Origin of the sequence: Streptomyces sp. NBC_01241 (genome assembly GCF_041435435.1) — a bacterium.
Lineage (GTDB): Bacteria > Actinomycetota > Actinomycetes > Streptomycetales > Streptomycetaceae > Streptomyces.
Map to the genome: position 1 here is coordinate 6,772,937 of NZ_CP108494.1, position 23,667 is coordinate 6,796,603.

Annotated in this window: 18 protein-coding genes and 1 pseudogene; 10 read left to right on the forward strand and 9 right to left on the reverse strand. The window is 70.7% G+C overall.

The window, feature by feature from the left end; translation table 11 throughout:
* Positions 1 to 108: 108 nt before the first annotated feature.
* Both OG306_RS30565 and OG306_RS30570 read left to right on the forward strand, forming a co-directional pair.
* On the forward strand, positions 109 to 2,256 hold the full coding sequence (locus tag OG306_RS30565; protein ID WP_266749283.1) for an integrase: 2,148 nt from the start codon (positions 109 to 111) through the stop codon (positions 2,254 to 2,256).
* A complete protein-coding gene (locus tag OG306_RS30570) occupies positions 2,253 to 2,654 on the forward strand; it encodes a hypothetical protein (RefSeq protein WP_266749284.1) in 402 nt (133 codons plus the stop codon). The genes OG306_RS30565 and OG306_RS30570 overlap by 4 nt, the downstream gene beginning before the upstream one ends.
* A 9-nt stretch (positions 2,655 to 2,663) precedes the next feature.
* Here the strand turns inward: OG306_RS30570 and OG306_RS30575 are convergent, their stop codons facing one another.
* The gene (locus tag OG306_RS30575; protein ID WP_266749285.1) at positions 2,664 to 3,146 is read right to left on the reverse strand and encodes a WapI family immunity protein; all 483 of its coding nucleotides are present in this window, start codon (positions 3,144 to 3,146) and stop codon (positions 2,664 to 2,666) included.
* Between the two features lie 75 nt (positions 3,147 to 3,221).
* Here OG306_RS30575 and OG306_RS30580 point away from each other — a divergent pair.
* The 4 genes and pseudogenes from OG306_RS30580 to OG306_RS30595 all read left to right on the forward strand — a co-directional run.
* A pseudogene (locus OG306_RS30580) lies at positions 3,222 to 5,576 on the forward strand (polynucleotide kinase-phosphatase); the annotation flags it as partial.
* 176 nt (positions 5,577 to 5,752) lie between these two features.
* On the forward strand, positions 5,753 to 6,985 hold the full coding sequence (locus tag OG306_RS30585) for an arginine deiminase (protein ID WP_266749288.1): 1,233 nt from the start codon (positions 5,753 to 5,755) through the stop codon (positions 6,983 to 6,985).
* 109 nt (positions 6,986 to 7,094) lie between these two features.
* Positions 7,095 to 8,102 carry an ornithine carbamoyltransferase gene (gene argF, locus OG306_RS30590; RefSeq protein WP_266905114.1) on the forward strand — a complete coding sequence of 336 codons (1,008 nt, stop codon included), beginning with the start codon at positions 7,095 to 7,097 and terminating at the stop codon, positions 8,100 to 8,102.
* A 237-nt stretch (positions 8,103 to 8,339) separates the two neighbouring features.
* Positions 8,340 to 9,779 carry an amino acid permease gene (locus OG306_RS30595; RefSeq protein ID WP_266749291.1) on the forward strand — a complete coding sequence of 480 codons (1,440 nt, stop codon included), beginning with the start codon at positions 8,340 to 8,342 and terminating at the stop codon, positions 9,777 to 9,779.
* Here OG306_RS30595 and OG306_RS30600 read toward each other — a convergent pair whose 3' ends face one another.
* Positions 9,780 to 10,244, reverse strand: coding sequence for an ATP-binding protein (locus OG306_RS30600; protein WP_266749292.1), 465 nt, complete (start codon positions 10,242 to 10,244; stop codon positions 9,780 to 9,782).
* Positions 10,245 to 10,523: 279 nt separating this feature from the next.
* Between OG306_RS30600 and OG306_RS30605 the strand changes: the two genes are divergently transcribed.
* Both OG306_RS30605 and OG306_RS30610 read left to right on the forward strand, forming a co-directional pair.
* Positions 10,524 to 11,351 (forward strand): enoyl-CoA hydratase family protein, encoded by an 828-nt coding sequence (locus tag OG306_RS30605; protein ID WP_114247191.1) that lies wholly within the window; start codon positions 10,524 to 10,526, stop codon positions 11,349 to 11,351.
* Between the two features lie 4 nt (positions 11,352 to 11,355).
* Complete coding sequence (locus OG306_RS30610; RefSeq protein ID WP_266749293.1) at positions 11,356 to 13,749, forward strand: bifunctional salicylyl-CoA 5-hydroxylase/oxidoreductase; 2,394 nt, start codon at positions 11,356 to 11,358, stop codon at positions 13,747 to 13,749.
* On the opposite strand, the gene OG306_RS30615 is transcribed toward OG306_RS30610, so the two are convergent.
* Positions 13,736 to 14,572 (reverse strand): GNAT family N-acetyltransferase, encoded by an 837-nt coding sequence (locus tag OG306_RS30615; RefSeq protein WP_266749295.1) that lies wholly within the window; start codon positions 14,570 to 14,572, stop codon positions 13,736 to 13,738. The genes OG306_RS30610 and OG306_RS30615 overlap by 14 nt on opposite strands.
* Before the next feature lie 73 nt (positions 14,573 to 14,645).
* Positions 14,646 to 16,247 (reverse strand): AMP-binding protein, encoded by a 1,602-nt coding sequence (locus tag OG306_RS30620; RefSeq protein ID WP_266905112.1) that lies wholly within the window; start codon positions 16,245 to 16,247, stop codon positions 14,646 to 14,648.
* 127 nt (positions 16,248 to 16,374) lie between these two features.
* On the opposite strand from OG306_RS30620, the gene OG306_RS30625 reads away from it, so the two are divergent.
* Positions 16,375 to 17,502, forward strand: a complete 1,128-nt coding sequence (locus OG306_RS30625; RefSeq protein ID WP_266749298.1) for an acyl-CoA dehydrogenase family protein — start codon at positions 16,375 to 16,377, stop codon at positions 17,500 to 17,502.
* The gene (locus OG306_RS30630; RefSeq protein WP_266749299.1) at positions 17,499 to 17,900 is read left to right on the forward strand and encodes a RidA family protein; all 402 of its coding nucleotides are present in this window, start codon (positions 17,499 to 17,501) and stop codon (positions 17,898 to 17,900) included. Before OG306_RS30625 ends, OG306_RS30630 begins: the two co-directional genes overlap by 4 nt.
* A gap of 63 nt (positions 17,901 to 17,963) precedes the next feature.
* Here the strand turns inward: OG306_RS30630 and OG306_RS30635 are convergent, their stop codons facing one another.
* Genes OG306_RS30635 through OG306_RS30655 form a run of 5 tightly spaced genes read right to left on the reverse strand, consistent with a single transcriptional unit; the run spans position 17,964 to position 23,343 of the window.
* A complete protein-coding gene (locus OG306_RS30635) occupies positions 17,964 to 19,097 on the reverse strand; it encodes an FAD-dependent monooxygenase (RefSeq protein WP_266749301.1) in 1,134 nt (377 codons plus the stop codon).
* Positions 19,098 to 19,157: 60 nt separating this feature from the next.
* Positions 19,158 to 19,727 carry a GTP-binding protein gene (locus OG306_RS30640; protein WP_266749302.1) on the reverse strand — a complete coding sequence of 190 codons (570 nt, stop codon included), beginning with the start codon at positions 19,725 to 19,727 and terminating at the stop codon, positions 19,158 to 19,160.
* A 6-nt stretch (positions 19,728 to 19,733) separates the two neighbouring features.
* A complete protein-coding gene (locus tag OG306_RS30645) occupies positions 19,734 to 20,090 on the reverse strand; it encodes a DUF742 domain-containing protein (RefSeq protein ID WP_266752530.1) in 357 nt (118 codons plus the stop codon).
* A gap of 44 nt (positions 20,091 to 20,134) precedes the next feature.
* Positions 20,135 to 20,572: a roadblock/LC7 domain-containing protein gene (locus OG306_RS30650; protein WP_266749304.1), complete on the reverse strand. Its 438-nt coding sequence runs from the start codon at positions 20,570 to 20,572 to the stop codon at positions 20,135 to 20,137.
* Complete coding sequence (locus tag OG306_RS30655) at positions 20,569 to 23,343, reverse strand: nitrate- and nitrite sensing domain-containing protein (protein ID WP_266749305.1); 2,775 nt, start codon at positions 23,341 to 23,343, stop codon at positions 20,569 to 20,571. Before OG306_RS30655 ends, OG306_RS30650 begins: the two co-directional genes overlap by 4 nt.
* Between the last annotated feature and the right edge of the window lie 324 nt (positions 23,344 to 23,667).

Here is a 23,667-nt window from a genome sequence, read left to right on the forward strand (position 1 = left end):
GGACCTGCGCGACAAGGTCGGCCCGGCGGCCTGGAACGCGGCCCTCGCCTGCGTGAACGACGAGGACCGCACCCTGGTCCACCTCCTGGTGAAAGGAGATCTCGCCCCATGACCGCCGTCGGCGCCGCTGCCGAGATCGATACGTACATGCTGGCCATGCCCGCACCGGACAGCCCCGTGGTGCTGCCCCAGTGGATCAGCCGTGGCAACACGCACCCGAACTCCCGCTACCAGGATCCGATCTGGTCCATGGCTCCGCTCATCGACAACCCCGGAACCGGTCTGGTCAAGCTCCACTGGAAGAACTGCCCGGAACCTCTGCGCGATCAGGTGAAACTGGCCACCTGGACGATGATCAACGGCCAGCTGCGGCCCACCTACCTGCAAACCCGAGGAGTCCAGGCCCGATCCCGGTCGGGCGGCACGGACATGCTCGCCACCTGCCACGAGTGGATGCGGCTCGCCCGCTGGCTGCACGAACGCCAGATCACCAGCCTGGCCGCCTGCACTGAGACGCAGTGGCGGGCCTACGCGAACGAGCGCCTGGGCCAGGTATCCCGTGACACCGCAGCGATCATCTGCGTCCGTTCGGCGAACCTGTGGGCGTTCGACCAGCTCAGCGCCCGTCCCTCGGGCATCGCCCGCCCTCCGTGGGAGACCGAAGGAGTCGACGACTTCCTTCCCGCAGTTGGTACGGCCGGCGGCGGGGAGAACGCGACGGAGCCGCTGGACCCCCGGGTTCTCGGTCCGCTGCTGATCTGGGCTATCCGGTTCATCGACGACTTCGCCGACGACATTCTGGCGGCCTGGGCCGAACGCCGCCGCCTGGTCGTCGTTGCCGCCGCCACGAAGGCCGCGCCGGCCGGATGGGCCGCGCTGGAGGAGTGGTTGCTGCCCGTGGCGCGGGCCGGTCACCCGCTGCCGGCCAACTCGGGGAAAAGCGAGATCCAGGTGGCCACCACCTACATCGCCGCCCTCACAGGCTCCAACCGCGGCCAGGTGTCGAGGTTCGTCAAGCAGCACGGCCTCGCGGAGATCGCCGCAGAGCGGCCAGGGCCATGCCCGCTGCGGGTGCCGGTCACCGGACGGATCAACGGCGAGCCATGGCGTGAACACGTGGACTTCCACGAGGCCGCCGAGTTGATGAAGCACTTGGGCACAGCCGCGACGATCATCCTGCTCTACTTGACCGGGATGCGCCCCCAGGAGGTGCAGGGACTGCGTTCCGGCTGCTGTCCCGCCCCCGCACCCGCCGCCGACGGCACCGACGGGCGGCGCCTGATCCACAGCCACCACTACAAGAACGTCACCGACGACGACGGGAACCACATCTCCGGCGGTGAGGTCCGCCAAGTGCCCTGGGTCGCGATCACTCCGGTGGTTCACGCCATCCGCGTGCTGGAGCGTATGGTCCCCGAGGGAGAGCTCCTCCTCAGCACCGCCCACCACGAGTTCCATTCCCGCCACGGCCATGCGGGCGCGCTGAAAAAGCACACCTTGACCTTGCGCATCGAGTCCTTCGTGAACTGGGTAAACCGCGAGGCCGGGGAGCAGGGCCTGTCGGACCAGACCATCCCCGAGGACCCCCACGGCGCGATCGGACTGAGCCGGTTCAGAAGGTCTCTGGCCTGGCATATCGCCCGTCGCCCCGGCGGTCTGATCGCGCTCGCCATCCAGTACGGGCACATGCGCACCGTCCTCGATGCCCGCACCTCCAGCAGCTATGGAGCCCGCGGCCGCGGCGGCATTCACGCCATCCTCGACGTCGAAACGGCCCTCGCCGCCGCCGACACCGCTGCCCGACTGCGTGACCGCGTCGCCACCGGAGAGAAAGTCTCCGGTCCCGCCGCCCGCAGAGCCCTGACTGCCGCCGCCCACACCCCTCGCTTCGATGGCCGCATCGTCCCCCGCACCTTCGCCAGGAAGGCCAGCACCTTCCTCGCCCGCGACGGCATCGTGCTCTACGACAACCCCGACGCGCTCCTGATCTGCGCCTTCAAGCACGACAACGCTCTATGCGAACCAGAGCCCGGCGCGACCGCCCCACGGCAGTACGACTGCCGACCCGGCTGCGGCAACACGGTCCGCACTGACACCCACGCCCGCCTCCTTCGCGAACGCGCCGACGACCTCGACCAGTTCGCCGCCCACGCCCCCGGCCCGATCAGCAAGCGCCTGCGGACCAACGCCCACCGGCTCCGCGAAACCGCCGACACCCATGACAGCACCGCGCACCCCGCCGAGGCCCTCGCATGAATCAGCAGCACCAGGACGAGCGCGCCCGCATCCGCGAGGCGATGGACCGACTCCTGACCGGACACGCCACCGTCTCCAACGGCAGCCTCACCGTCGTCGCGCTCGCCGCCGAGGCCGATGTCCACCGCATGGCCCTTATGAAGCGGCACGCGGACTTGAAGAACGAGTTCTATGAGCGAGTCCGCAATGAAACCCAGCAGATACCGGAAACCGAGAAACGACTCCGGGAAACCGTCACAAAACTCAAGAGGACCATCGCCAACCAGAAAGTAGAGCTCGAAGAGCTCCGTCAACGAGTAACCAATCTGACCCTTGCTGGCGCCGTTCTCAGCCAGAGGGCGGAGCCCTCCACGGGGAGGCCCGACAACGTCGTTCCTCTCCGTCCGCCCACCACCTGAGAGCCCTGATCAGCGGGGCGGGAAGGAAGCCAGAGCGAACTCCCACTGGTCGGCGGCCTGAAGCAAGGCAGCCGTCCCTACCCGCACCTCCACGAAGTACTGGTAAATGTCCGTCCCGTCATCACCCTGCTGGAATGGGGGTGTGGCCTCCAAGGACAGGTGAATGCGAATCGCCGCCTCGCCTTCGCCTCGGTCAGCGAGGCTAAGGGCGAGGACCGGCTCAACGAACCACGTGTCTGGGGACAACTGTCCTTCGGTATCAGGACCAGTCACAGCTACGGTCCCCGCAGCCACCGCGCGCAGCCAAGCGGCAACCTGACGGGCTTCATCGGTCAATAGACATGGGTCGGTAAATGACCAGGTGCCCTCGGGAGTTGTTACCGCTCCTTCGATGACCAGCCAATTGTCGTCGTATGAATCGCCCCGCACCGCAGAGAACTGATAGCGCACCGGGCGCAGCTCGACACTGCTCACATGATCATTCAGAAGCACCGTCACAGGATGGCACAGGGCCTCGCCCCGAGTCCCGGAGAAGCCTGCTGATCTGAACAGAAAGACTTGACGGGGAACGCCACCAACGTCCAGTCCGAGAGCCGCAGGCAGCTGGTCCAACTGGCCAGGAGCCACGACGTGCTGCCCATCGCGATCGTCCTCGACCTGCCCGAAGAGATCTGCGTCGCGCGCAACGCGACCCGCCCCGACCGCGCCGACATGCCGCGCCACGTCATCCAGCGCCACCGCCGCGAACTGCGCCGCTCGCTGCGCGGCCTGGAGCGCGAGGGCTTCCGCAAGGTGCACATCCTGCGCACCGAGGAGGAGGTGGAGCACGCCGAGGTGGTGCTGGAGCGCCGCTACAACGACCTGCGCCACCTCACCGGCCCTTTCGACATCATCGGCGACATCCACGGCTGCCGTTCCGAGCTGGAAGCCCTGCTCGGCAAGCTCGGCTACGTCGATGGCGTGCATTCCGAGGGGCGCACGGCGGTCTTCGTCGGCGACCTCGTGGACCGCGGCCCCGACAGCCCCGGGGTGCTGCGCCGCGTCATGTCCATGGTGTCGGCGGGCAACGCCCTGTGCGTACCCGGCAACCACGAGAACAAGCTCGGCCGCTACCTCAAGGGCCGCAAGGTCCAGCACACCCATGGACTCGCCGAGACCATCGAGCAGTTGGACCGGGAGGACGAGAAGGACCCGGCCTTCCGCGAGCAGGTGCGGGAGTTCATCGACGGGCTCGTCAGCCACTACGTGCTCGACGGCGGCAAGCTGGTCGTCTGCCACGCCGGACTGCCCGAGAAGTACCACGGGCGCACCTCCGGCCGGGTCCGTTCGCACGCGCTATACGGGGACACCACCGGCGAGACCGACGAGTTCGGTCTGCCCGTGCGCTATCCCTGGGCGGAGGAATACCGGGGCCGGGCCGCCGTGGTCTACGGCCACACCCCCGTGCCCAACACCTCCTGGATCAACAACACCATCTGCCTGGACACCGGCGCGGTCTTCGGCGGCAAGATGACCGCGCTGCGCTGGCCGGAGCGCGAGCTCGTCGACGTACCGGCCGAGAAGGTCTGGTACGAGCCGGTCAAACCGCTGACCACCGAGGCACCCGGAGGCCGGGAGGGCCGGCCACTGGACCTCGCCGATGTGCAGGGGCGCCGGATCGTGGAGACCCGGCACATGGGGCGCATCTCGGTCCGGGAGGAGAACGCCGCGGCGGCGCTCGAAGTCATGAGCCGGTTCGCCGTCGACCCCCGGCTGCTGGGCTACCTCCCGCCGACCATGGCGCCCACCGCCACCTCGCACGAGGACGGCTATCTGGAGCACCCGGCCGAGGCCTTCGCCCAGTACCGGGCGGACGGTGTCGCGCGGGTCGTGTGCGAGGAGAAGCACATGGGCTCGCGTGCGGTGGCACTGGTCTGCCGGGACGCGAACGCCGCCCGTGAGCGGTTCGGCGTGGGCGATGCCCTCCGCGCCTCCGATGCCCTCCGCGCCTCCGACGTCCTCGACAGCGAGGGGGGCCCGACAGGGGCGCTGTACACCCGCACGGGGCGGCCGTTCCTCGACGACGTCGCCCTCACCGAGGTGATCCTCGGCAGGCTGCGCATCGCCGTCACCGCCGCAGGACTGTGGGAGGAGTGGGACACCGACTGGGTGCTGCTCGACGCCGAGCTGATGCCGTGGTCCCTCAAGGCGGCCGGGCTGCTGCGCACGCAGTACGCCGCGGTCGGCGCCGCATCCGGAGCCGTCCTTCCGGAGGCCGACGCGGCCCTCGCGGCAGCGGCGGCCCGTGGGGTGGACGTGAGCACGCTCGCGGACCGCCAGCGGGGACGGGCCGAGGACGCGGCGGCGTTCACCGAGGCGTACCGCCGCTACTGCTGGAGCACCCAGGGCCTGGACGGAGTGCGGCTCGCCCCGTTCCAGATCCTCGCCGTGCAGGGCCGCTCGCTGGCCGCCGTACCGCACGACGAGCAGCTGGCCTGGCTCGACCGGCTGGTCGAGCACGACCCGACGGGACTGCTCCAGGTCACCCGCCGGCTCGTCGTCGACACCGGTGACGAGGCGTCGGTGCGCTCCGGAATCGACTGGTGGCTGGAGATGACCGGACGCGGCGGCGAAGGCATGGTCGTCAAGCCGCTCGCCGCGCTCGTACGGGACGACAAGGGCAGGCTGGTCCAGCCGGGCATCAAGGTGCGCGGCCGGGAGTACCTCCGGATCATCTACGGCCCCGAGTACACCCGCCCGGAGAACCTGGAGCGGCTGCGCGGCCGGTTCCTCGGCCACAAGCGGTCGTTGGCGCTCCGGGAGTACGCGCTGGGGCTGGAAGCGCTGGACCGGCTGGCCGGCGGGGAGCCGCTGTGGCGGGTGCACGAGGCGGTGTTCGCGGTGCTGGCCCTGGAGTCGGAACCGGTCGACCCGAGGCTGTAGGAGGGGGTGGCAGCGGATCGTCCGTGGGCTCGACGGTGAGATCGACGCAGAGTCCAACGGTGGGATCCGCGGAGAGACAGACCGCGGGATCCAGGGAGAGACAGACCGGGGGATCCACGGGAAACCCGCTGGCGATTCACCGGGTGAACGGCGCTCCGCACGGCGAGGATGGAGATATGGGATTCCACGTCGACTCCGAGGCCGGGCGGCTGCGCCGCGTCATCCTGCACCGCCCCGATCTTGAACTGAAGAGGCTCACCCCCAGCAACAAGGACGCGCTCCTGTTCGACGACGTGCTCTGGGTGCGCCGCGCCCGCCAGGAGCACGACGGCTTCGCGGACGTGCTGCGCGACCGCGGGGTGGAGGTGCACCTTTTCGGCGATCTGCTCCGTGAGGCGCTGGACATTCCGGTGGCCAGGCGGCTCGTCCTGGACCGGGTCTTCGAGGAGAAGGAGTACGGCCCGCTCGCGACCGAGCATCTGCGGGCCGCCTTCGAGGAGTTGCCCAGCGCCGACCTGGCCCAGGCGCTGGTCGGCGGGATGACCAAGCGGGAGTTCCTGGACCGGCACAGTGAGCCGACCTCCGTCCGCTTCCACGTCATGGACCTGGACGACTTCCTGCTCGGCCCGCTGCCCAACCACCTCTTCACCCGGGACACCTCGGCCTGGATATACGACGGCGTGTCCATCAACGCGATGCGCTGGCCGGCCCGGCAGCGCGAGACCGTCCACTTCGAGGCGATCTACCGCCACCACCCGCTCTTCACCGGCCCCGAGGCGGGCGCCTTCCACCACTGGTCGGAGGGGCAGGACGACTACCCGTCCACCATCGAGGGCGGCGACGTACTGGTCATCGGCCACGGCGCCGTACTCATCGGGATGAGCGAGCGCACCACCCCGCAGGCGGTGGAGATGCTGGCCCGCGGGCTGTTCGACGCCGGCTCGGCGCACACGATCGTGGCGCTCGACATGCCCAAGCGCCGGGCGTTCATGCACCTCGACACGGTCATGACGATGATCGACGGCGACACCTTCACCAAGTACGCGGGGCTGGGCATGCTCCGCTCCTACACCATCGAGCCCGGTGACGGGCCGAGGGACCTGAAGGTCACCGACCATCCGCCCGAGCACATGCACGACGCGATCGCGCACGCTCTGGGCCTGGACTCGATCCGGGTTCTCACGGCCACCCAGGATGTGCACGCCGCGCAGCGCGAGCAGTGGGACGACGGCTGCAATGTGCTGGCCGTCGAGCCGGGTGTCGTCGTCGCGTACGAGCGCAACGCCACCACCAACACCTACCTGCGCAAGGAGGGCATCGAGGTCATAGAGATCCGCGGCAGCGAACTGGGCCGGGGCCGGGGCGGCCCCCGCTGCATGAGCTGCCCCGTGGTACGCGACCCGGTGTAGTGGCGCGCGGCCTGGACCCGAGAAGAGGCGCCGTATAGCAATGCATGGTGTCGTATAGACTTCCAGAGTCAGTGCAAGTGCGACCCTCGCCCTACTCAGGAGCAGTCCCATGGCCATAGACCTCGCAGGCCGCCACTTCCTCAAGGAGCTGGACTTCACGGCCGAGGAGTTCCGCGGCCTGATCGACCTCGCGGCGGAGCTGAAGGCCGCCAAGAAGTCGGGGACCGAAGTGCAGCGGCTGCGCGGCAAGAACATCGCGCTCATCTTCGAGAAGACCTCGACCCGCACCCGCTGTGCCTTCGAGGTGGCCGCCGCCGACCAGGGTGCGTCCACGACGTATCTCGACCCCTCCGGCTCGCAGATCGGGCACAAGGAGTCGGTGAAGGACACGGCCCGCGTCCTCGGCCGGATGTTCGACGGTATCGAGTACCGGGGTGACAGCCAGGTGGCCGTCGAGGAGCTGGCCGCCCATGGCGGCGTTCCGGTCTTCAACGGACTCACCGACGACTGGCACCCGACCCAGATGCTCGCCGACGTCCTCACCATGACCGAGCACAGCGCGAAGCCGCTGGAGCGCATCGCCTTCGCCTACCTCGGCGACGCCCGCTTCAACATGGGCAACTCCTACCTCGTCACCGGCGCGCTGCTGGGCATGGACGTGCGGATCGTCGCGCCGAAGTCGTACTGGCCGGCCCCGGAGATCGTCGCCGAGGCCCGCGCGCTGGCCGAGGTGAGCGGCGCGACGGTCACTCTCACCGAGGACGTCACCGCGGGTGTCGGGGGCGCGGACTTCGTCGCCACCGATGTCTGGGTCTCCATGGGTGAGCCCAAGGAAGTCTGGGCCGAGCGTATCGAGGCTCTCGGGCCGTACGCCGTGACCATGGACGTCCTGCGCGCCACTGGCAACGCCGACGTGAAGTTCCTGCACTGCCTCCCGGCCTACCACGACCTCGGCACCAAGGGCGGACGGGAGATCGAGGCCACCTACGGGCTGACGGAGCTGGAAGTCACCGACGAGGTATTCGAGTCCGCGCACTCGGTCGTCTTCGACGAGGCCGAGAACCGGATGCACACGATCAAGGCCGTTCTGGTGGCGACCCTGGCGGCCACGCGCTGAATACTGCATGAACATGCATCCAATTGGGTGAACATGCGCGAAGGTGACTATTATGTTGCCTCTTGGTGGGGTTCGAGCTCGCACGCTCGAACCCCATTTTCGTGCCGCCCCACGCGCCCGAGCCCTGGGGCCCGAGTTCTGAGCCCGGAGCCCGGAGCCCGGAGCCGGAATCGGAGCCCCCCACAGGCCTCGGGGCGCACATCCCCCACATGCTCCACCAGAGAAGAGAACATCCCCGTGAGTCCGCTGCGCCCACCGAGCCCCACGCGTCCGTCCGGGCCACGCATCAAGAACCCGCACCAGCTGATCGCCGAGTCCGGCGCCGACCTGGAGGGGCACGGCCTCAGACGCTCCATGGGCCTCTTCCAGCTGGTGTGCTTCGGTGTCGGCGCCGTCGTCGGCACCGGCATCTTCGTCGGCCTCTCCGACAGCGTCGCCGAGGCCGGCCCCGCCGTCGTGCTGTCCTTCGTGCTCGCGGCGATCACCTGCATCTTCACCGCGTTCTCCTTCGCTGAGCTGGGCAGCGCGATCCCGGTCTCCGGCAGCTCGTACTCCTTCGCCTATGCGACGCTCGGCGAGCGCATCGCGTTCCTCGTCGGCTGGTGTCTGCTGCTGGAGTACGGCGTCTCGGTCTCCGCGGTCGCCGTCGGCTGGAGCCAGTACGTCAACGAGCTGCTGAGCAGCCTGTTCGGTCTGCAGCTGCCCGCCGCTCTCTCGGCGGGGCCCGGCGACGGCGGAGTGATCAATCTGCCCGCCGTCCTGGTGATCATGATGGCCGCCACCCTGCTGGTGCGCGGCGTCCGGGAGAGCGCGGGAGCCACCACCGCGATGGCGGTCCTCAAGATCGCCGTCCTGATCATGTTCTGCGTCATCGCCTTCACGGCCTTCGAGCACGGGAATCTCACGCCGTTCGTCGCTCACGGAGCGGGCGGGGTCACCGCCGGTGCGTCGCTGGCGTTCTTCTCGTACATCGGCTTCGACGCCATCACCACCGCGGGCGAAGAGGTCAGGAACCCGCGGCGGAACATCCCGATCGCGATCATGATCTGCATCGGCCTGGTCACGCTGCTCTACTGCGCCGTCGCGCTCGCCGCCATCGGAGCCCTCGGCCCGGAGGCCGTTGCCCACCGGCCGGCCGCGCTCTCGATCGTCGTCGACCAGGTCACCGACTCGAACGTCGGAGGCGGGATCATCGCCTTCGGCGCGGTCGTCGCGATCGCGTCCGTCGTGCTCGCGGTGATGTACGGGCAGACCCGCATCCTGATGTCGATGTCCCGCGACGGCCTGATCCCCCGGGTCTTCGAGCGGGTCTCGCCGCGGACGGCGACGCCGGTCGCCAACACCTGGATCGTGGCGGTCGTCTTCGCGGTACCGGCGGCCTTCTCCTCGCTCGACGTGGTGGTGAATCTGACGACCATCGGCGCACTGGCCACCATGGTCGCGGTGAACATCGCGGTGATCGTGCTGCGCCGCCGCAACCCCGAGGTGAGGGGCTCGTTCCGGGTGCCGCTCTACCCGCTGAGCCCGGTCCTGGGCGTCGGATTCTGCCTGTATCTGATGTACGGGACGGGCTGGGCGACCTGGGTGCAGTTCGCCGTCTTCCTGCTCGTCGGCGCGGCGGTCTACGCCTTCTACGGCCGCAGCCGCTCCCGGCTGGCCGCTGCCGACGCGGGGTGATCAGGGGGACCGGGGCGGCGCGGGGGCGGCGGGTAAGTTCTGCGGTGTACGGGACGGCAGGGTGAACCAGACCGCCTTGCCGTGCTCCGTCGTGCGGTGACCGCAGGACGAACTGAGCGTACGGATCAGCAGCAGCCCCCGGCCGTGCTCCTGCCACGGGTCCGGCTCGCTGCCGGGCCGCGGATGGGAGAGATCACCCGGCGGGGCGGGGTCGCGGTCGTGCACCTCCACCTGGCAGCCGGTCGGCAGCAGCTCCACCACCAGCTCGATCGGCTCCGCCCCGCGGGTGTGCTCCACCGCATTGGTGACCAGCTCGGCGGTGAGGAGCTCGGCGGTGTCCGAATCGGCCGGAGCGTCGATCTCCGCCAGCGCCGTACGGATCAGGGCGCGGGCGACCGGTACGGCCACCGTCGAGTGCGGCAGGGCGATCCGCCAGGAGGCAGGGACGGGGGCATCGGGGAGCACGGCAGAGTTTCCGTTCCGTAGTCGGTCGAGATTCCGGGCGTCGGTGGGGTTTCCGGGGCCGGTCGGAGGGCTTTCTGGACGTCAACACTTCTTCGGTTCAACCTTTACGAAGTGCAACGAGTTCGGACCAGGGTCTGCCGACCGGCATGAAGGGGACATTCGGCACTGCTTTCTCACGCTCCGCGTATCGCGTGCCCGTGACGGGAGTCACGTACGAGTGATAAGTTCGGTTGCAGGTATCGCAGGCAGCGGCCCGACGGCTGAAGGAGAGCCCCCTCCATGAGTCCGTTTCCCAGCTCCGCCCCCCGTACGGATGACTGGCGTCATCTGCGGCTGACGACGGACGACGGAGTCGCCACCGTCACCCTCGCCCGCCCCGAGAAACTCAACGCGCTCACCTTCGGTGCCTACGCCGACCTGCGCGACCTGCTTGCCGAACTGTCCCGCGAACGCACCGTGCGCGCGCTGGTGCTCGCGGGGGAGGGCCGCGGATTCTGCTCGGGCGGAGATGTCGACGACATCATCGGCGCGACACTCGCCATGGACACCGCCCAGCTCCTCGATTTCAACCGCATGACCGGGCAGGTGGTGCGGGCCCTTCGTGAAACCCCCTTCCCCGTCATCGCCGCCGTACACGGCGTGGCCGCAGGTGCCGGCGCGGTTCTCGCACTGGCCGCCGATTTCCGGATCGCGGACCCGTCCGCCCGCTTCGCCTTCCTCTTCACCAAGGTCGGTCTCTCCGGCGGCGACATGGGCGCCGCCTACCTGCTGCCGCGCGTCGTCGGCCTCGGTCACGCCACCCGACTGCTGATGCTCGGCGAACCGGTCCGCGCGCCCGAAGCTGAGCGGATCGGACTGATCAGCGAGCTGACCGAGGAAGGCCAGGCGGATGTGCGCGCGGCGGCGCTCGCCCGCCGCCTCGCCGACGGACCGGCCCTCGCCCTCGCCCAGACCAAGGCACTGCTCACCGCCGAACTCGACATGCCGCTCGCCGCCGCGGTCGAGATGGACGCCGCGACCCAGGCCCTGCTGATGCACGGCGACGACTACGCCGAATTCCATGCCGCCTTCACCGAGAAGCGGCCACCGAAGTGGCAAGGCCGGTAGCGCGATGCCGCCCGACATCAGCGCCACCGGCTCGGGACCGTCCGCCGCGACGGCGCCGGGTGTGATTCCATCCGCCGCGACGGCGACGGCTCCTGGCACACATCCCTCCGCAACGAAGCCGACCGGCGTGAAACGGATCGCGGTCATCGGCGGCGGACCCGGTGGGCTCTACGCCGCGGCCCTGCTCAAGCGGCTCGATCCGGAACGCGACATCACCGTCTGGGAGCGTAACGCCCCCGACGACACCTTCGGCTTCGGCGTCGTCCTCTCCGACGAGACCCTCGGCGGCATCGAACACGCCGACCCCGTCGTGTACCGGGCGCTCCAGGACGAATTCGTACGGTGGGACGACATCGACATCGTCCACCGAGGCGTGACCCAGACCTCCGGCGGCCACGGCTTCGCCGCGCTGGGCCGGCGCAGGCTCCTGGAGATCCTGCACGACCGCTGCGAGTCCCTCGGCGTACGCCTCCGCTTTTGCACCGTGGCCCCGCCGGCCGCCGAGCTGGCCGCCGCCCACGACCTGGTGATCGCCGCCGACGGAGTGCACAGCCTCACCCGCGCCGCGCACGCCGACACCTTCGGCCCCCGCCTCACCGACCACCGCTGCCGCTACATCTGGCTCGCCGCCGACTTCGCCCTCGACGCCTTCCGCTTCGAGATCGCCGAGACCGCGTACGGGGTGATGCAGCTGCACGGCTACCCCTTCTCGGCCGACGCCTCCACCGTCATCGTCGAGATGCGCGAAGAGGTCTGGCGGGCCGCCGGATTCGACACCTGCGACGTGGAGCACTCGACCGTACGCTGCGCCAAGATCTTCACCGAGGCGCTCGGCGGCCGGCCGCTGCGCTCCAACAACTCCTCCTGGCTGACCTTCCGCACCGTCGTCAACGCCCGCTGGTCGCACGGCAACACGGTCCTCATCGGCGACGCCGCCCACACCGCGCACTTCTCCATCGGCTCCGGCACCAAACTCGCCGTCGAGGACGCCCTCGCGCTCGCCGCCTGCATCGAGGAACAGCCCGACCTGCCCGCCGCGCTGTCCGCGTACGAGACCGAGCGCCGGCCGGTCGTCGAATCGACCCAGCGGGCCGCCGCGGCCAGCCTGCGCTGGTTCGAGGAGCTCGGCACCTACGTCGACCAGCCGCCCCGCCAGTTCGCCTTCAACCTTCTCACCCGCAGCCGCCGCGTCACCCACGACAACCTGCGGCTGCGCGACGCCTCCTTCACCGCCGCCGTCGAGGAGGAGTTCGGCTGCGCCCCGGACACCCCGCCGATGTTCACCCCGCTGCGGCTGCGCGGCCTCGAACTCCGCAACCGCGTCGTCGTCTCACCCATGGACATGTACGCGGCCATCGACGGCGTCCCCGGCGACTTCCACCTCGTCCACCTGGGCGCACGCGCACTCGGTGGCGCCGGGCTCGTCATGACGGAGATGGTGTGCGTCAGCGCCGAGGGCCGCATCACCCCCGGCTGCACCGGGCTCTACAGCCCCGAACAGGCCGCGGCCTGGACCCGGATCACCGGCTTCGTCCACGCGAGCGCGCCCGGAACGGCCATCGGCGTCCAGCTCGGCCACTCCGGACGCAAGGGATCCACCAAACTCATGTGGGAGGGCATCGACCAGCCCCTCGACCACGGCAACTGGCCGCTCACCGCCGCGTCCCCGATCCCGTACGCGGACGGCGTCAACCAGGTCCCGCACGCCCTGGACCGAGCCGGACTCGACGCCGTACGCGAACAGTTCGCGGCGGCGGCCCGCCGTGCCGATCACTGCGGCTTCGACCTGCTGGAACTCCACTGCGCCCATGGCTACCTGCTGTCCGGCTTCCTCTCGCCGCTCACCAACCGCCGCACCGACCGGTACGGCGGATCGCTGGGCAACCGGCTCCGCTTCCCCCTGGAAGTCTTCGACGCGGTCCGCGCCGACTGGCCCGACGACCGGCCCATGACCGTCCGCATCTCCGCCACGGACTGGGCCGAGGGCGGCACGACCGCCGAGGACGCCGTCGAGATCGCCCGTGCCTTCGTCGCCCACGGCGCCGATGCCATCGACGTCTCCACCGGCCAGGTCGTCCCCGACGAGCGCCCCGAGTACGGCCGCTCCTACCAGACCCCGTACGCGGACCGGATCCGCAACACGCTGTGCGTGCCGGTCATCGCGGTCGGCGCGATCTCGTCCTGGGACGACGTCAATTCACTGCTGCTCGCGGGCCGGGCCGACCTCTGCGCCCTGGCCCGCCCCCATCTCTACGACCCGCACTGGACGCTGCACGCGGCGGCCGACCAGGGCTACAGCGGTCCGGGCGCGCCCTGGCCGCTCCCGTACCGCGCGGGCAGCCGCACCCCGCCGACGGGCCGCACGGACGCACCGAAGCCCCGGCTCACCCTGGGGTGACGGGCTCCTCCGCCGCGCTGATCAGCAGCCGGTCCGAGACCGCCCGGAAGCCGATGCGCCGGTACACGCCGTTGCTGGTCGGGTTCGCAAGGTCGGTGAAGAGCAGCACCTCCTGCGCGCCCGCCTCCCGAGCCGCCCGGGCGACCTCCGCCGTCACCGCGGCCGCGTAGCCCCGGCCGCGGTACTCGGCAGGTGTGTAGACCGTCGCGATCCGTACCGTGCCCGCGATCCGTGGCGAGGCACCCGCCATCGACACCGGGACGCCGCCGTCCTCCCAGAGTGTCAGCGTGCCGGCTGCCGTCCCTTCGTCCACCAGCCGCTCGGCATTTTTGCCGGGCTGGCCGACCTGGTCGGCGAACGCGTGGAACCAGCGCACCAGCGGCTCCCGGTCGGCGGCGGTGGCGGCCCGGTGCCTCCCGGCCGGTGCCGGAGAGGGCGGGACCAGCGTCTCCAGCCGGTAGAGCCGCTGCTCCTGGTCGACCCGGTGGCCCGGCCAGGTGGCGGCCAGCGCCTCGGCGGTGGCCCGGTCCGCGTTGACCCCGGTCAGCGGGAGCGCGGCGGCCAGCGGGGCGAGCGCTTCCGGGGCGACGGTCCCCAGCAGTGGCCGGTACGGCGGGGTCTGCACCAGCGTCCCCGCGACCTCGCCGTCCGCCCCGCGCCACCAGCCCAGCAGCGGGGCGGAGTCGGTGTAGGCGTGCGGGCCGCCCCGACGCAGGGCCGCGGTGACGGTCAGCACCAGGGTGTTCTCGGCGGGCCGGGCGGCCAGCGAGGCGCCGGCCGCGTCCAGAAATACGTCGACGTCATCGGTGAAGGTCCAGGTCATGCCTCATCCTGCCGGGTGCGGGTGGCGCGAAGCACCCGTATTTCCGGGTCACTCGGCTCGCAGCATTTCGGGGTCACTGGTCCCGCAGCCGGAAGCGCTGCAGCTTCCCGGTGGCGGTCCGGGGCAGTGCGGGCAGGAACTCGACGACGCGCGGGCACTTGTGCGGGGCCAGTTCGCCCTTCATGTACGTACGCAGCTCGTCGGCCGACAGTTCGGCGCCCTCACGCAGCACCACGTACGCCACCACGATCCGGCCGCGCAGTTCGTCGGGCCGCCCCACCACCGCGGCCTCGGCCACCGCGGGGTGACGCAACACGGCGTCCTCGACCTCGGGGCCCGCGATGTTGTAGCCGGAGGAGATGATCATGTCGTCGGCGCGGGCGACGTAACGGAAGTAGCCGTCCGGATCGCGCACATACGTGTCACCGGTGATGTTCCAGCCGTGCGCCACGTAGTCCCGCTGGCGTTCGTCGGCGAGATAGCGGCAGCCGATCGGACCGCGTACGGCGAGGAGCCCCGGCTCCCCGTCCGGCATCTGCCGGCCCTCGCCGTCCACCACCCGGGCCTGCCAGCCGGGCACCGGAACTCCGGTGGTGCCGGGGCGGATCGCGTCGTCGGCGGCGGAGATGAAGATGTGCAGCAGTTCGGTGGCGCCGATGCCGTTGATGATGCGCAGACCCGTCCGCTCGTACCAGGACCGCCAGGTGGCCACCGGGAGGTTCTCGCCGGCCGAGACACAGCGCCGCAGCGCGGTCAGATCGTGCTCGTCGACGCGGTCGAGCATCACGCGGTACGCGGTCGGCGCCGTGAACAGCACCGACACCCGGTGGGCGGCGAGCGCGGGCAACAGCTGCACCGGGCCGGCCTGTTCGAGCAGCAGGGAACTGGCACCGGCCCGCAGTGGGAAGACCACCAGACCGCCGAGCCCGAAGGTGAAGCCGAGCGGCGGACTGCCCGCGAACACGTCGTCGGGCGTCGGGCGCAGGACATGGCGCGAGAACGTGTCGGCGATGGCGAGCACGTCCCGGTGGAAGTGCATACAGCCCTTCGGCCGCCCGGTCGTGCCCGAGGTGAACGCGATCAGCGCGACATCGTCCGCCGCCGTGTCCACCGGCAGGTACGGCCCCCGCTCGGCCTCGGCCAGCCGCAGCAGATCGTCCGGGGCGTCACCCCCGTACGCCGTGATCCGTAGTCCCGGCACCTGAGCCTTCACCAGATCGTCGATCGCCCGGATGTCGCACAGTGCGTGGCTCACCCGGGCGATCGAGCAGATGGTGGCGAGCTCGGCGGACCGCTGCTGGGCCAGCACCGTGACGGCGATCGCGCCCGCCTTCAGCACCGCGAGCCAGCAGGCGGCCAGCTGGGGCGTGGTGGGGCCGCGCAGCAGCACGCGGTTGCCGGGGACGACCCCCAGATCCGACGTGAGGACATGGGCGATCCGGTCCACCCGGTCCCGCAGTTCCCCGTAGCTCCACACTCCGCCGTCCGGGGTACGGAAGGCGGGGCGGTCGGGGCCGAAGCGCTCGGCCGTACGGTCCAGGAGCTCCGCCGCGCAGTTGAGGCGGGCCGGGTAGTTCAGTTCGGGCAGGTCGAAGAGCAGTTCCGGCCACTGGTCCGGAGGTGGCAGGTGCTCCCTGGCGAAGCTGTCGAGGTGCGCTGAGGTCTTCGGGTCCATGACGGATCGCCCCCTTGTCGCCTCCGGAGCGTATCGTTTGGGTGACGGTAGTCAACGGTCCGCGATAAGACGAGAAAAACGAGATGCGCCCCCGGGTGCCTCGGACACCGACAAGAGAGGCGCCGGTATGACGGCATTCTCGCTCGATCCGGCACAAACCGCCTGGTGCGAGGAACTGAGAGTCCTTGCCGAGCAGCAATTGCGCCCCCTCGCCGAAAAGGGCGACCCGGGCCACGTCAACCGCCCCCTGATCACCGCACTCGGCGAGTCGGGTCTCCTCGACCGGCTGCTGAACTCCGGCGCCCTCGACCTCTGCCTGCTCCGCGAGTCCCTGGCCCGCGGCTGCACGGAGGCCGAGACCGCACTGGCCCTCCAGGGCCTCGGCACCCACCCCGTGCTCCGGGCGGGAACCCCGGCTCTCCGCGAGCGCTGGCTCCCCGAAGTGCGCGCCGGCCGCGCCGTCGCCGCCTTCGCACTCAGCGAACCGGGCGCGGGCTCCGACGCGGCGGCCCTCGCCCTGAACGCCGAACGCGCCCCCGACGGCTGGCGCCTGACCGGCGAGAAGTGCTGGATCTCCAACGCACCCGAGGCCGACTTCTACACCGTCTTCGCGCGTACGACCCAGGGCGCCGGATCCCGTGGCGTCACCGCGTTCCTGGTCCCCGCCGACCGCCCCGGACTGACCGGCACCGCCCTCGACATGCTCTCGCCGCACCCCATCGGAACCCTGGTCTTCGACGGTGTCCCGGTCACCGCCGACGATGTGCTCGGCGAACCGGACCGCGGCTTCCGGGTCGCCATGGACACCCTCAACCTGTTCCGCCCCAGCGTCGGCGCGTTCGCCGTCGGCATGGCCCGCGCCGCCCTCGACGCCACGGTGACGCACACCGCCGGACGCACCGCCTTCGGCGGCCCGCTGAAGGACCTTCAGGCCGTCTCCCACCAGGTCGCCGAGATGGCCACCCGTACCGAAGCCGCCCGGCTGCTGGTGTACGCGGCCGCTGCCGCGTACGACGCGGGCGAGCCCGGCGTACCGCGCCGCGCGGCCATGGCGAAGCTGTACGCCACCGAGACCGCGCAGTACGTCGTCGACACCGCCGTCCAACTGCACGGCGCCCGCGCCCTGCGCCGCGGCCACCTCCTCGAACACCTGTACAGAGAGGTCCGCGCCCCACGGATCTACGAGGGCGCCAGCGAGGTCCAGCGCACGATCATCGCCAAGGAGCTGTACGCGAACCGGGAGGCGTCCGCATGAGTCCGCTCCACCGGATCAACCCCGCCGAGCTGTCGCCGCCCACCGGCTTCTCGCACGCCGTCACCGCCATCGGCGGTCAACTGGTCTTCCTGGCCGGGCAGACCGCCCTCGACCAGGACGGCAAGGTCGTCGGCGCGGGCCTGCCCGAGCAGTTCGCGACGGCGCTCACCAACTTGCTCACCGCGCTGCGTGCGGCGGGCGGCGCCCCGGCGGACCTGGCCCGGGTCACCGTGTACGCCACCGATGTGGCCGACTACCGCACCCATGCCGGGGAACTGGGCCGGATCTGGCGGCAGTTGGCGGGCCGCGACTATCCGGCCATGGCGGTCATCGGGGTGGCGAGGCTCTGGGACGAGCAGGCACTGGTCGAGATCGACGGGGTGGCGGTGCTGCCGTGAACGCGCCGGGCGGGCCGGGCACCGCGTGCCCGGCCCGCCCGGCGACGCGCGGATCGGCGCGGATCAGTACGGCTTCACCAGCACATGCGCCGCGCCCGGAATGCCGATCTTCAGCAGCTCGTCCTCCTCGGGCGTGGTCTCGCTGCCGGTCTCCTGCTTGAGCACCGCACGCGACATGGCCTGCACCCACATGGCCCGGGGGCGGCGGCGCGCCTCCCACGCTTCGAGGGCCGCTGCCACATCGGCCTCGGTGTCCAGCGACTCGGCGAGCACCAGCGCGTCCTCGACGGCCATCGCCGCACCCTGCGCGATGTGCGGGGTGGAGGCGTGCGCGGCGTCACCCGCCAGCACCACCCGGCCGACGTGCCACGGCTCGTCGACCGTCACCTGGGAGATCCGCGAGTACACCACCGCGGCCGGGTCGGTGACGGTGGCGAGCGCCTCGGCGACCGGCCCGGAGAACATCGCCAGCCGCTCCGTGAGCTGCTCGTGGGCCCGCTCCGGGTCCGGCCGGAAGTCCTCGGACTCGGCGAACACCGCTCCCAGGTACATCAGTTCCTCGGTGATCGGGGTGAGCAGCGCCTTCGCGGCCCGGCCCGCGGTGCCCATCACCACACCCCGCACCCGGGGCCGGCGGTCCACTGTCACCCGCCAGTTGGCGAACCCGGTGTACTCGGGGACGTAACGGTCCCCGTACAGCCGGGTGCGCAGCGGCGAACCGATGCCGTCGAAGCCGACCACCAGGTCCCAGCGCCCGGTGGAGCCGTCGGAGAGGGTGACGTCCACGCCGGAGCCGTCGTCGGCCAGCTCCGTGATGGTGGTGCCGAAGCGGATCACGGCCCCGGCGGCCACGGCGGCGGCGTTCAGTATCTGAGCGAGGGCGGGGCGCGGGATACCGTTGTTCGAGGGGACGTCGTCCATCCTCGGCTGCGGAATCTCGGCGAGCGTGTTGCCGGCCGGGTCGGCGATGGTCAGGATCTCCCACTCGAAGCCTGCCTTGAGGCAGTCGTCGAGCACCCCGATCTCCCGCATGACGTGGAGGGCGTTGGACGGCTGGATGATGCCGACGCCGAGCGCTTCCAGCTCGTCGCGGAGCTCGGCGACCTCGACGGTGTGGCCGCGCCGGGCCAGCGCGGTGGCGAGGGTGAGCCCGCCGATGCCGCCGCCGTGAACCAGGACGCGCAGGGGTGATGCCATCTCAGATCTCTCCAGAGCGAGAAAGGTGCAGAAGGTACGGGGAGTGAGGGGAGCGCACGGTCAGCCGGCCACGACGGGCACGCCCATCAGGTGGTCCACCAGGGCCAGCAGCACGTCCCGGCCGAACGGCCGCTCGCGCACGTCGCCGATCAGCATCGGGACGTGCGGATCGAGGTCGAGAGCTGCTCTGATCTCGTCCGGTGTACGGGTGTTGTGACCGTGGAAGCAGTTGATCGCGACCACGAACGGGATGTCCCGGCTCTCGTAGAAGTCGATCGACGCGAAACTGGTCTCCAGCCTGCGGGTGTCGGCGATCACTACACCGCCGAGCGCCCCGTTGACCAGGTCGTTCCACATGAACCAGAAGCGTTCCTGGCCGGGGGTGCCGAAGAGGTAGACCACCACCTCGGAACTGACCGTGATCCGCCCGAAGTCCAGGGCCACGGTGGTCGTGTCCTTCCCGCCGACCCCGGCCAGGTCGTCGACACCGATGCTGGCCTTGGTCAGGTACTCCTCGGTGCGCAGCGGGGCGACTTCGCTGACTGCTCCCACCAGGGTGGTCTTGCCGACGCCGAAACCGCCGGCGACGAGGATCTTGACGGCGGCGGGGGCCGCCTGACTGCTTGTCATGTTGGTTCAGAGTCTCCGGAGTCCGTCACGAACGGTGGCCAGCAGGTCCATCCGGGCCCCGCCGGCCGCCCGCGCCACCGAGAGCGGGGCACGGGCCAGCAGGAGGCCCTGGGCGACGAGGTCGGCCAGCAGGATCTTGGTCACCGACACCGGGAGGCCGAGGCCGGACGCGACCTCGGCGACCGCGGACGGGCGGCGGCAGTGCGCGAGGATCAGCCGGTGCTCCGGCTGGAGCCTTCCCGGCAGGATCGGCGCACCGTGCTCGTCCCGCGGGTCCTGCGCGGTCGTCAGCACCGTGATGAGGGTCAAGTCGTCCCGCTCGGGAGCGGTCCGGCCCCGGGTGATGGTGTACGGGCGCACCATCGAGCCCGCCCCGTCCTCCTCGGCCTCCTCCTCCCAGTGCGGGGTCACGCGCGCTGCCCGTTCCCGGATCCGAAGGCGTCGAACTCACCGCGGGCCGGGGTGCCGAGCTTCTGGCCGACCTGCTGGACGAGGTTGTGCATGGCGAGTGACATGATCTCGGCGTCCACCTCCTGGGAGGCGATCACGGCCAGGTGGGTGCCCTGGGCGGCCGAGATGATGAAGAGCCAGAGGTCGGCGAGTTCGACGATCACCTGGTGGACGCCGCCGCCGTCGAAGAGCTGCCCGACGCCGCGGGCCAGGCTCTGCTGACCGGTGCAGATGGCGGCCAGCCGCTCGGCGTCGGCACGGTCGATGGTGCGCGAGTGGCTCACCACCAGACCGTCGTCGGAGAGCAGCACGGCGTTCCGGGTCTCGGCCACCGAGTCCACCAGACCGTCGAGCAGCCAGTCGAGATCCTGGTGAGTGGCGGTTGTGCGTGTCATGACCGTTCTTCTCTCGTGGGGAGGGGGGTTGCGGGTGGAGCGGGCTGCGTCGTCGTCCCGTCGATCGCGCGGGCCGCGCGGGAGCGGCGCTGGAACGCTCCGATCGCCGCTCCGGCCCGGCGGGGGGCCGGTCGCGGCTGTGAGTTCTCGGACGGGCCCGGCGGCGTGGCCGCGGCGGGCCGGGCGGCCGGGGCGATCCGCAGCTCGTCCGCCAGGCTGGCCTGTCGTACCCGGCGCGGCAGCGGTGGCTCCGCACCGGGCGCGGGAAGGGCGGGCCGCCCGGACCCGCTCTCCGGGCGCAGGGCGTCCGGCTCCGGCGGCGCCGGATGGTCGGGCACGGACACCGGCAGCTGCGCGGGGCGGGCGACGTCCGGCCCGGACTGCCGGGGCCCGGGGATCGGGAGGCGGGGACGGTCCGTCCCGGCGCCCGAGGGGTACGGAGCGGCGTACGGCTGCTGGGGAGCCGGGTACGGCTCCTCGGGCATCGCGTACGTCTCCTGCGGCATCGGGTACGGCGGCTGGTCCACGGGGTACTGGCCGGCCGCCGTCATGTACGGCTGTTCGGCCGCGTTGTACGGGGTCTCGTGTGCCGTGCGGGACGCGGTGGGCGAAGCAGGTGCGGGCGATGCGTTGTACGGGTCGGTGGGCGCCCCGTACGGCTCGTCCTGCGCCGGGACCGGGTTCTCCGGCGCCGCGTACGGCTGCTCCGGGGTGGCGTAGGGCGCGCCCGCCGCGTTCAGCGCGGTGACTCCGGCCAGTGCCTGACCCTGGACGCGGGTCGGCAGCGCGTCACCCGGTGCTTGGGCCGCCGCGGGGGCGGCGGGTGCGGGAGCGGAGGAGGGCACGCCGACCGGGCCGGACTGCGGCTCGGAGACGGTGAGCTCGTCGGGGACGAGCACGACCACCCGCGTACCGCCGTACGGCGAGGAACGGAACTCCACCCGCAGACCGTGCTGGTCCGCGAGCCGTGCGATCACGTACAGACCGAGCCGGATGTCGTCGGAGTGGGCGAGCACGTCCATCCGGGGCGGCCGGACCATCAGCTCGTTGGCCGCGGCCAGCTGGTCCTCCTCCATCCCCAGGCCCCGGTCCTCGACCTCGATGGCCAGACCGCGGCTCACCTTGGCGGCTCTGACCTCGACCGGGGAGGGCGGCCGGGAGAAGCTGAGCGCGTTCTCCATGAGCTCGGCCAGCACGTGCGAGACCGGTCCGACGGCCCGCTCCGACAGCCAGGGGCTGCCGTCCAGGTCCAGCACCACACGCTGGTAGTCCTGCACCTCGCCCTGGGCGGAACGCATCACGTCCAGCAGCGGAACCGGCTTGCGCCAGCGCCGGTGCGGGGAGCCGCCCGCGAGGATCACCAGGTTCTCCTCGTACCGCCGCAGCCGGGCGGTGAGGTGGTCGAGGTCGAAGAGGCCGTCCAGCACCTCGGGGTCCTCGTGCTTGCGCTCCAGCTCGTCCAGCTTCTTCAGCTGCTGGCCGATCAACTGCTGGGTGCGGCGCGCGATGCGCTGGAGCAGCCGCTCGAATCCGCGGTGCTGATCGGCCTGTTTGACGGCCGCGGCCAGCGCACTGGTGCGTGCCAGGTTGAGCGCGTCGCCGAGCTGGGTCAGCTCGTCGCCCTTGTCGCCCTTGTCATCGCGCTCGATGGCGCGGGCCTCGGCCTCGACATCGATGCGCTCGCCCTTGCCCAGCCGCTCGACGACGTCGGGCAGCGCCTTTTCCAGCTCCTCGGCCCGCTCCTGCAGCCTGCCGATGCGGCGGCGGAGGTTACGGGTGAGGCGCCAGGTGGTCCAGATGACCGCGATCACGGCCACCAGACCGACCACCGTGGTCAGCACCATCTTGAACAGCAGTGACATCACACTGCCCTTGCCCTCCTCGACCACGAGGGCGGTGCGGTGTTCCAGCAGCTTCTCGATCCGCGGAGAGAGCTCGTCCATCGCGGCGCGCCAGGTCTTCTCCTCGGCGCCGACCTCGACGAACCCGGCGGCGTCGGCACCGGCCGGCCGCAGCACCTCGTTCTCCACCCGCGTCTTGGTCTGCCAGGCCGGACTGCGGGTGATCTCCTCCCACATGGCCTTCTCGTCCGACGGCAGATAGGGGACGACCTTGGTGGAGTACTGGAGCGACTGGCCGGACACGGCCTCCCGGACCTGTCGCAGGTCCTCGCTGCTCAGCTTCCCCTCGGACCAGCCGCGTGCCAGCAGCGCGTCCGAACGGGAGATCATCTCCTTGGTCCAGAACAGGTCGACGAGCGGCTGCGAGAGCGTGGTGATCCGGCCGTTGTCGACATGGCTGAGCGCGGTGAAGAGTTCGAGGTCGACCGCGATCAGGTCCGTGTAGTAGCCGTACACGACTTTCTGCTGATCGTTGCCGCCCTCGTCCACGAGGGTGCGCTGGGCGGGCAGTCGGTTGATCGCCTCACGGGCCGTGGCGACCGCGGCGCGGACCTCGGCGGGGGCGTCGCCGGTCGCCACGTCGGAGAGCGACTGAAAGCTTTTGATCGCCTCGTCGGTCTTCTTGCGCTGCTGCTCCAGCGCATCGGTCGAGCCCTTGTGCCGGGCGAGCGCCTCGGCGCTGAGCCGGCGCTCCTCCTGCAGGTTGTAATAGACGATGTTGGACGGCTGGCCCGCCTTCTGGGCCAACTGCCCCTGGGCTGCCTGGCGTTGGAAGTCCAGCAGCATCTGGCCGCTGGTGACGGCCCAGAGGGCGGCCAGGGCTACGCCGGGGACGATGGCCAGTACGAGCAGGGCCGTCCGCAACGACATGGTGGCCGATTGGGTCCGCCGTGAGGCGCGCGTGCGCAGGGCGTGCTCCTTGACGATGATGCCAGCCTCACGACTGGTCAAATCCGTTGAGAACTCCGACAGATCGATATTAGTCACACTGCAAAAAAGAAAAGAAAGCGGGCTCACAAGTGCATCACTGATCACACACAACTCCGCCACGGCGGTCCGGAGCGCCTGATCGGGACCGGTCCGGGCCGGTTCGAGCAGCGGGCCGTTGATCACGGGAGACGCTGGGGGGTCCGTACGGAGTCATGAACCAACCGGAAAGGTCACCGGTGGCCACCGATCAGCCCCCGCGCCCCG

Bases quoted from the DNA above. Each gene is read 5' to 3' on its own strand.
- OG306_RS30565 (WP_266749283.1), top strand. From the start codon at position 109: ATGACCGCCGTCGGCGCCGCTGCCGAGATCGATACGTACATGCTGGCC.
- OG306_RS30570 (WP_266749284.1), top strand. From the start codon at position 2,253: ATGAATCAGCAGCACCAGGACGAGCGCGCCCGCATCCGCGAGGCGATG.
- OG306_RS30585 (WP_266749288.1), top strand. From the start codon at position 5,753: ATGGGATTCCACGTCGACTCCGAGGCCGGGCGGCTGCGCCGCGTCATC.
- argF (WP_266905114.1), top strand. From the start codon at position 7,095: ATGGCCATAGACCTCGCAGGCCGCCACTTCCTCAAGGAGCTGGACTTC.
- OG306_RS30605 (WP_114247191.1), top strand. From the start codon at position 10,524: ATGAGTCCGTTTCCCAGCTCCGCCCCCCGTACGGATGACTGGCGTCAT.
- OG306_RS30610 (WP_266749293.1), top strand. From the start codon at position 11,356: ATGCCGCCCGACATCAGCGCCACCGGCTCGGGACCGTCCGCCGCGACG.
- OG306_RS30615 (WP_266749295.1), bottom strand. From the start codon at position 14,572: ATGACCTGGACCTTCACCGATGACGTCGACGTATTTCTGGACGCGGCC.
- OG306_RS30620 (WP_266905112.1), bottom strand. From the start codon at position 16,247: ATGGACCCGAAGACCTCAGCGCACCTCGACAGCTTCGCCAGGGAGCAC.
- OG306_RS30625 (WP_266749298.1), top strand. From the start codon at position 16,375: ATGACGGCATTCTCGCTCGATCCGGCACAAACCGCCTGGTGCGAGGAA.
- OG306_RS30630 (WP_266749299.1), top strand. From the start codon at position 17,499: ATGAGTCCGCTCCACCGGATCAACCCCGCCGAGCTGTCGCCGCCCACC.
- OG306_RS30635 (WP_266749301.1), bottom strand. From the start codon at position 19,097: ATGGCATCACCCCTGCGCGTCCTGGTTCACGGCGGCGGCATCGGCGGG.
- OG306_RS30640 (WP_266749302.1), bottom strand. From the start codon at position 19,727: ATGACAAGCAGTCAGGCGGCCCCCGCCGCCGTCAAGATCCTCGTCGCC.
- OG306_RS30645 (WP_266752530.1), bottom strand. From the start codon at position 20,090: ATGGTGCGCCCGTACACCATCACCCGGGGCCGGACCGCTCCCGAGCGG.
- OG306_RS30650 (WP_266749304.1), bottom strand. From the start codon at position 20,572: ATGACACGCACAACCGCCACTCACCAGGATCTCGACTGGCTGCTCGAC.
- OG306_RS30655 (WP_266749305.1), bottom strand. From the start codon at position 23,343: ATGTCGTTGCGGACGGCCCTGCTCGTACTGGCCATCGTCCCCGGCGTA.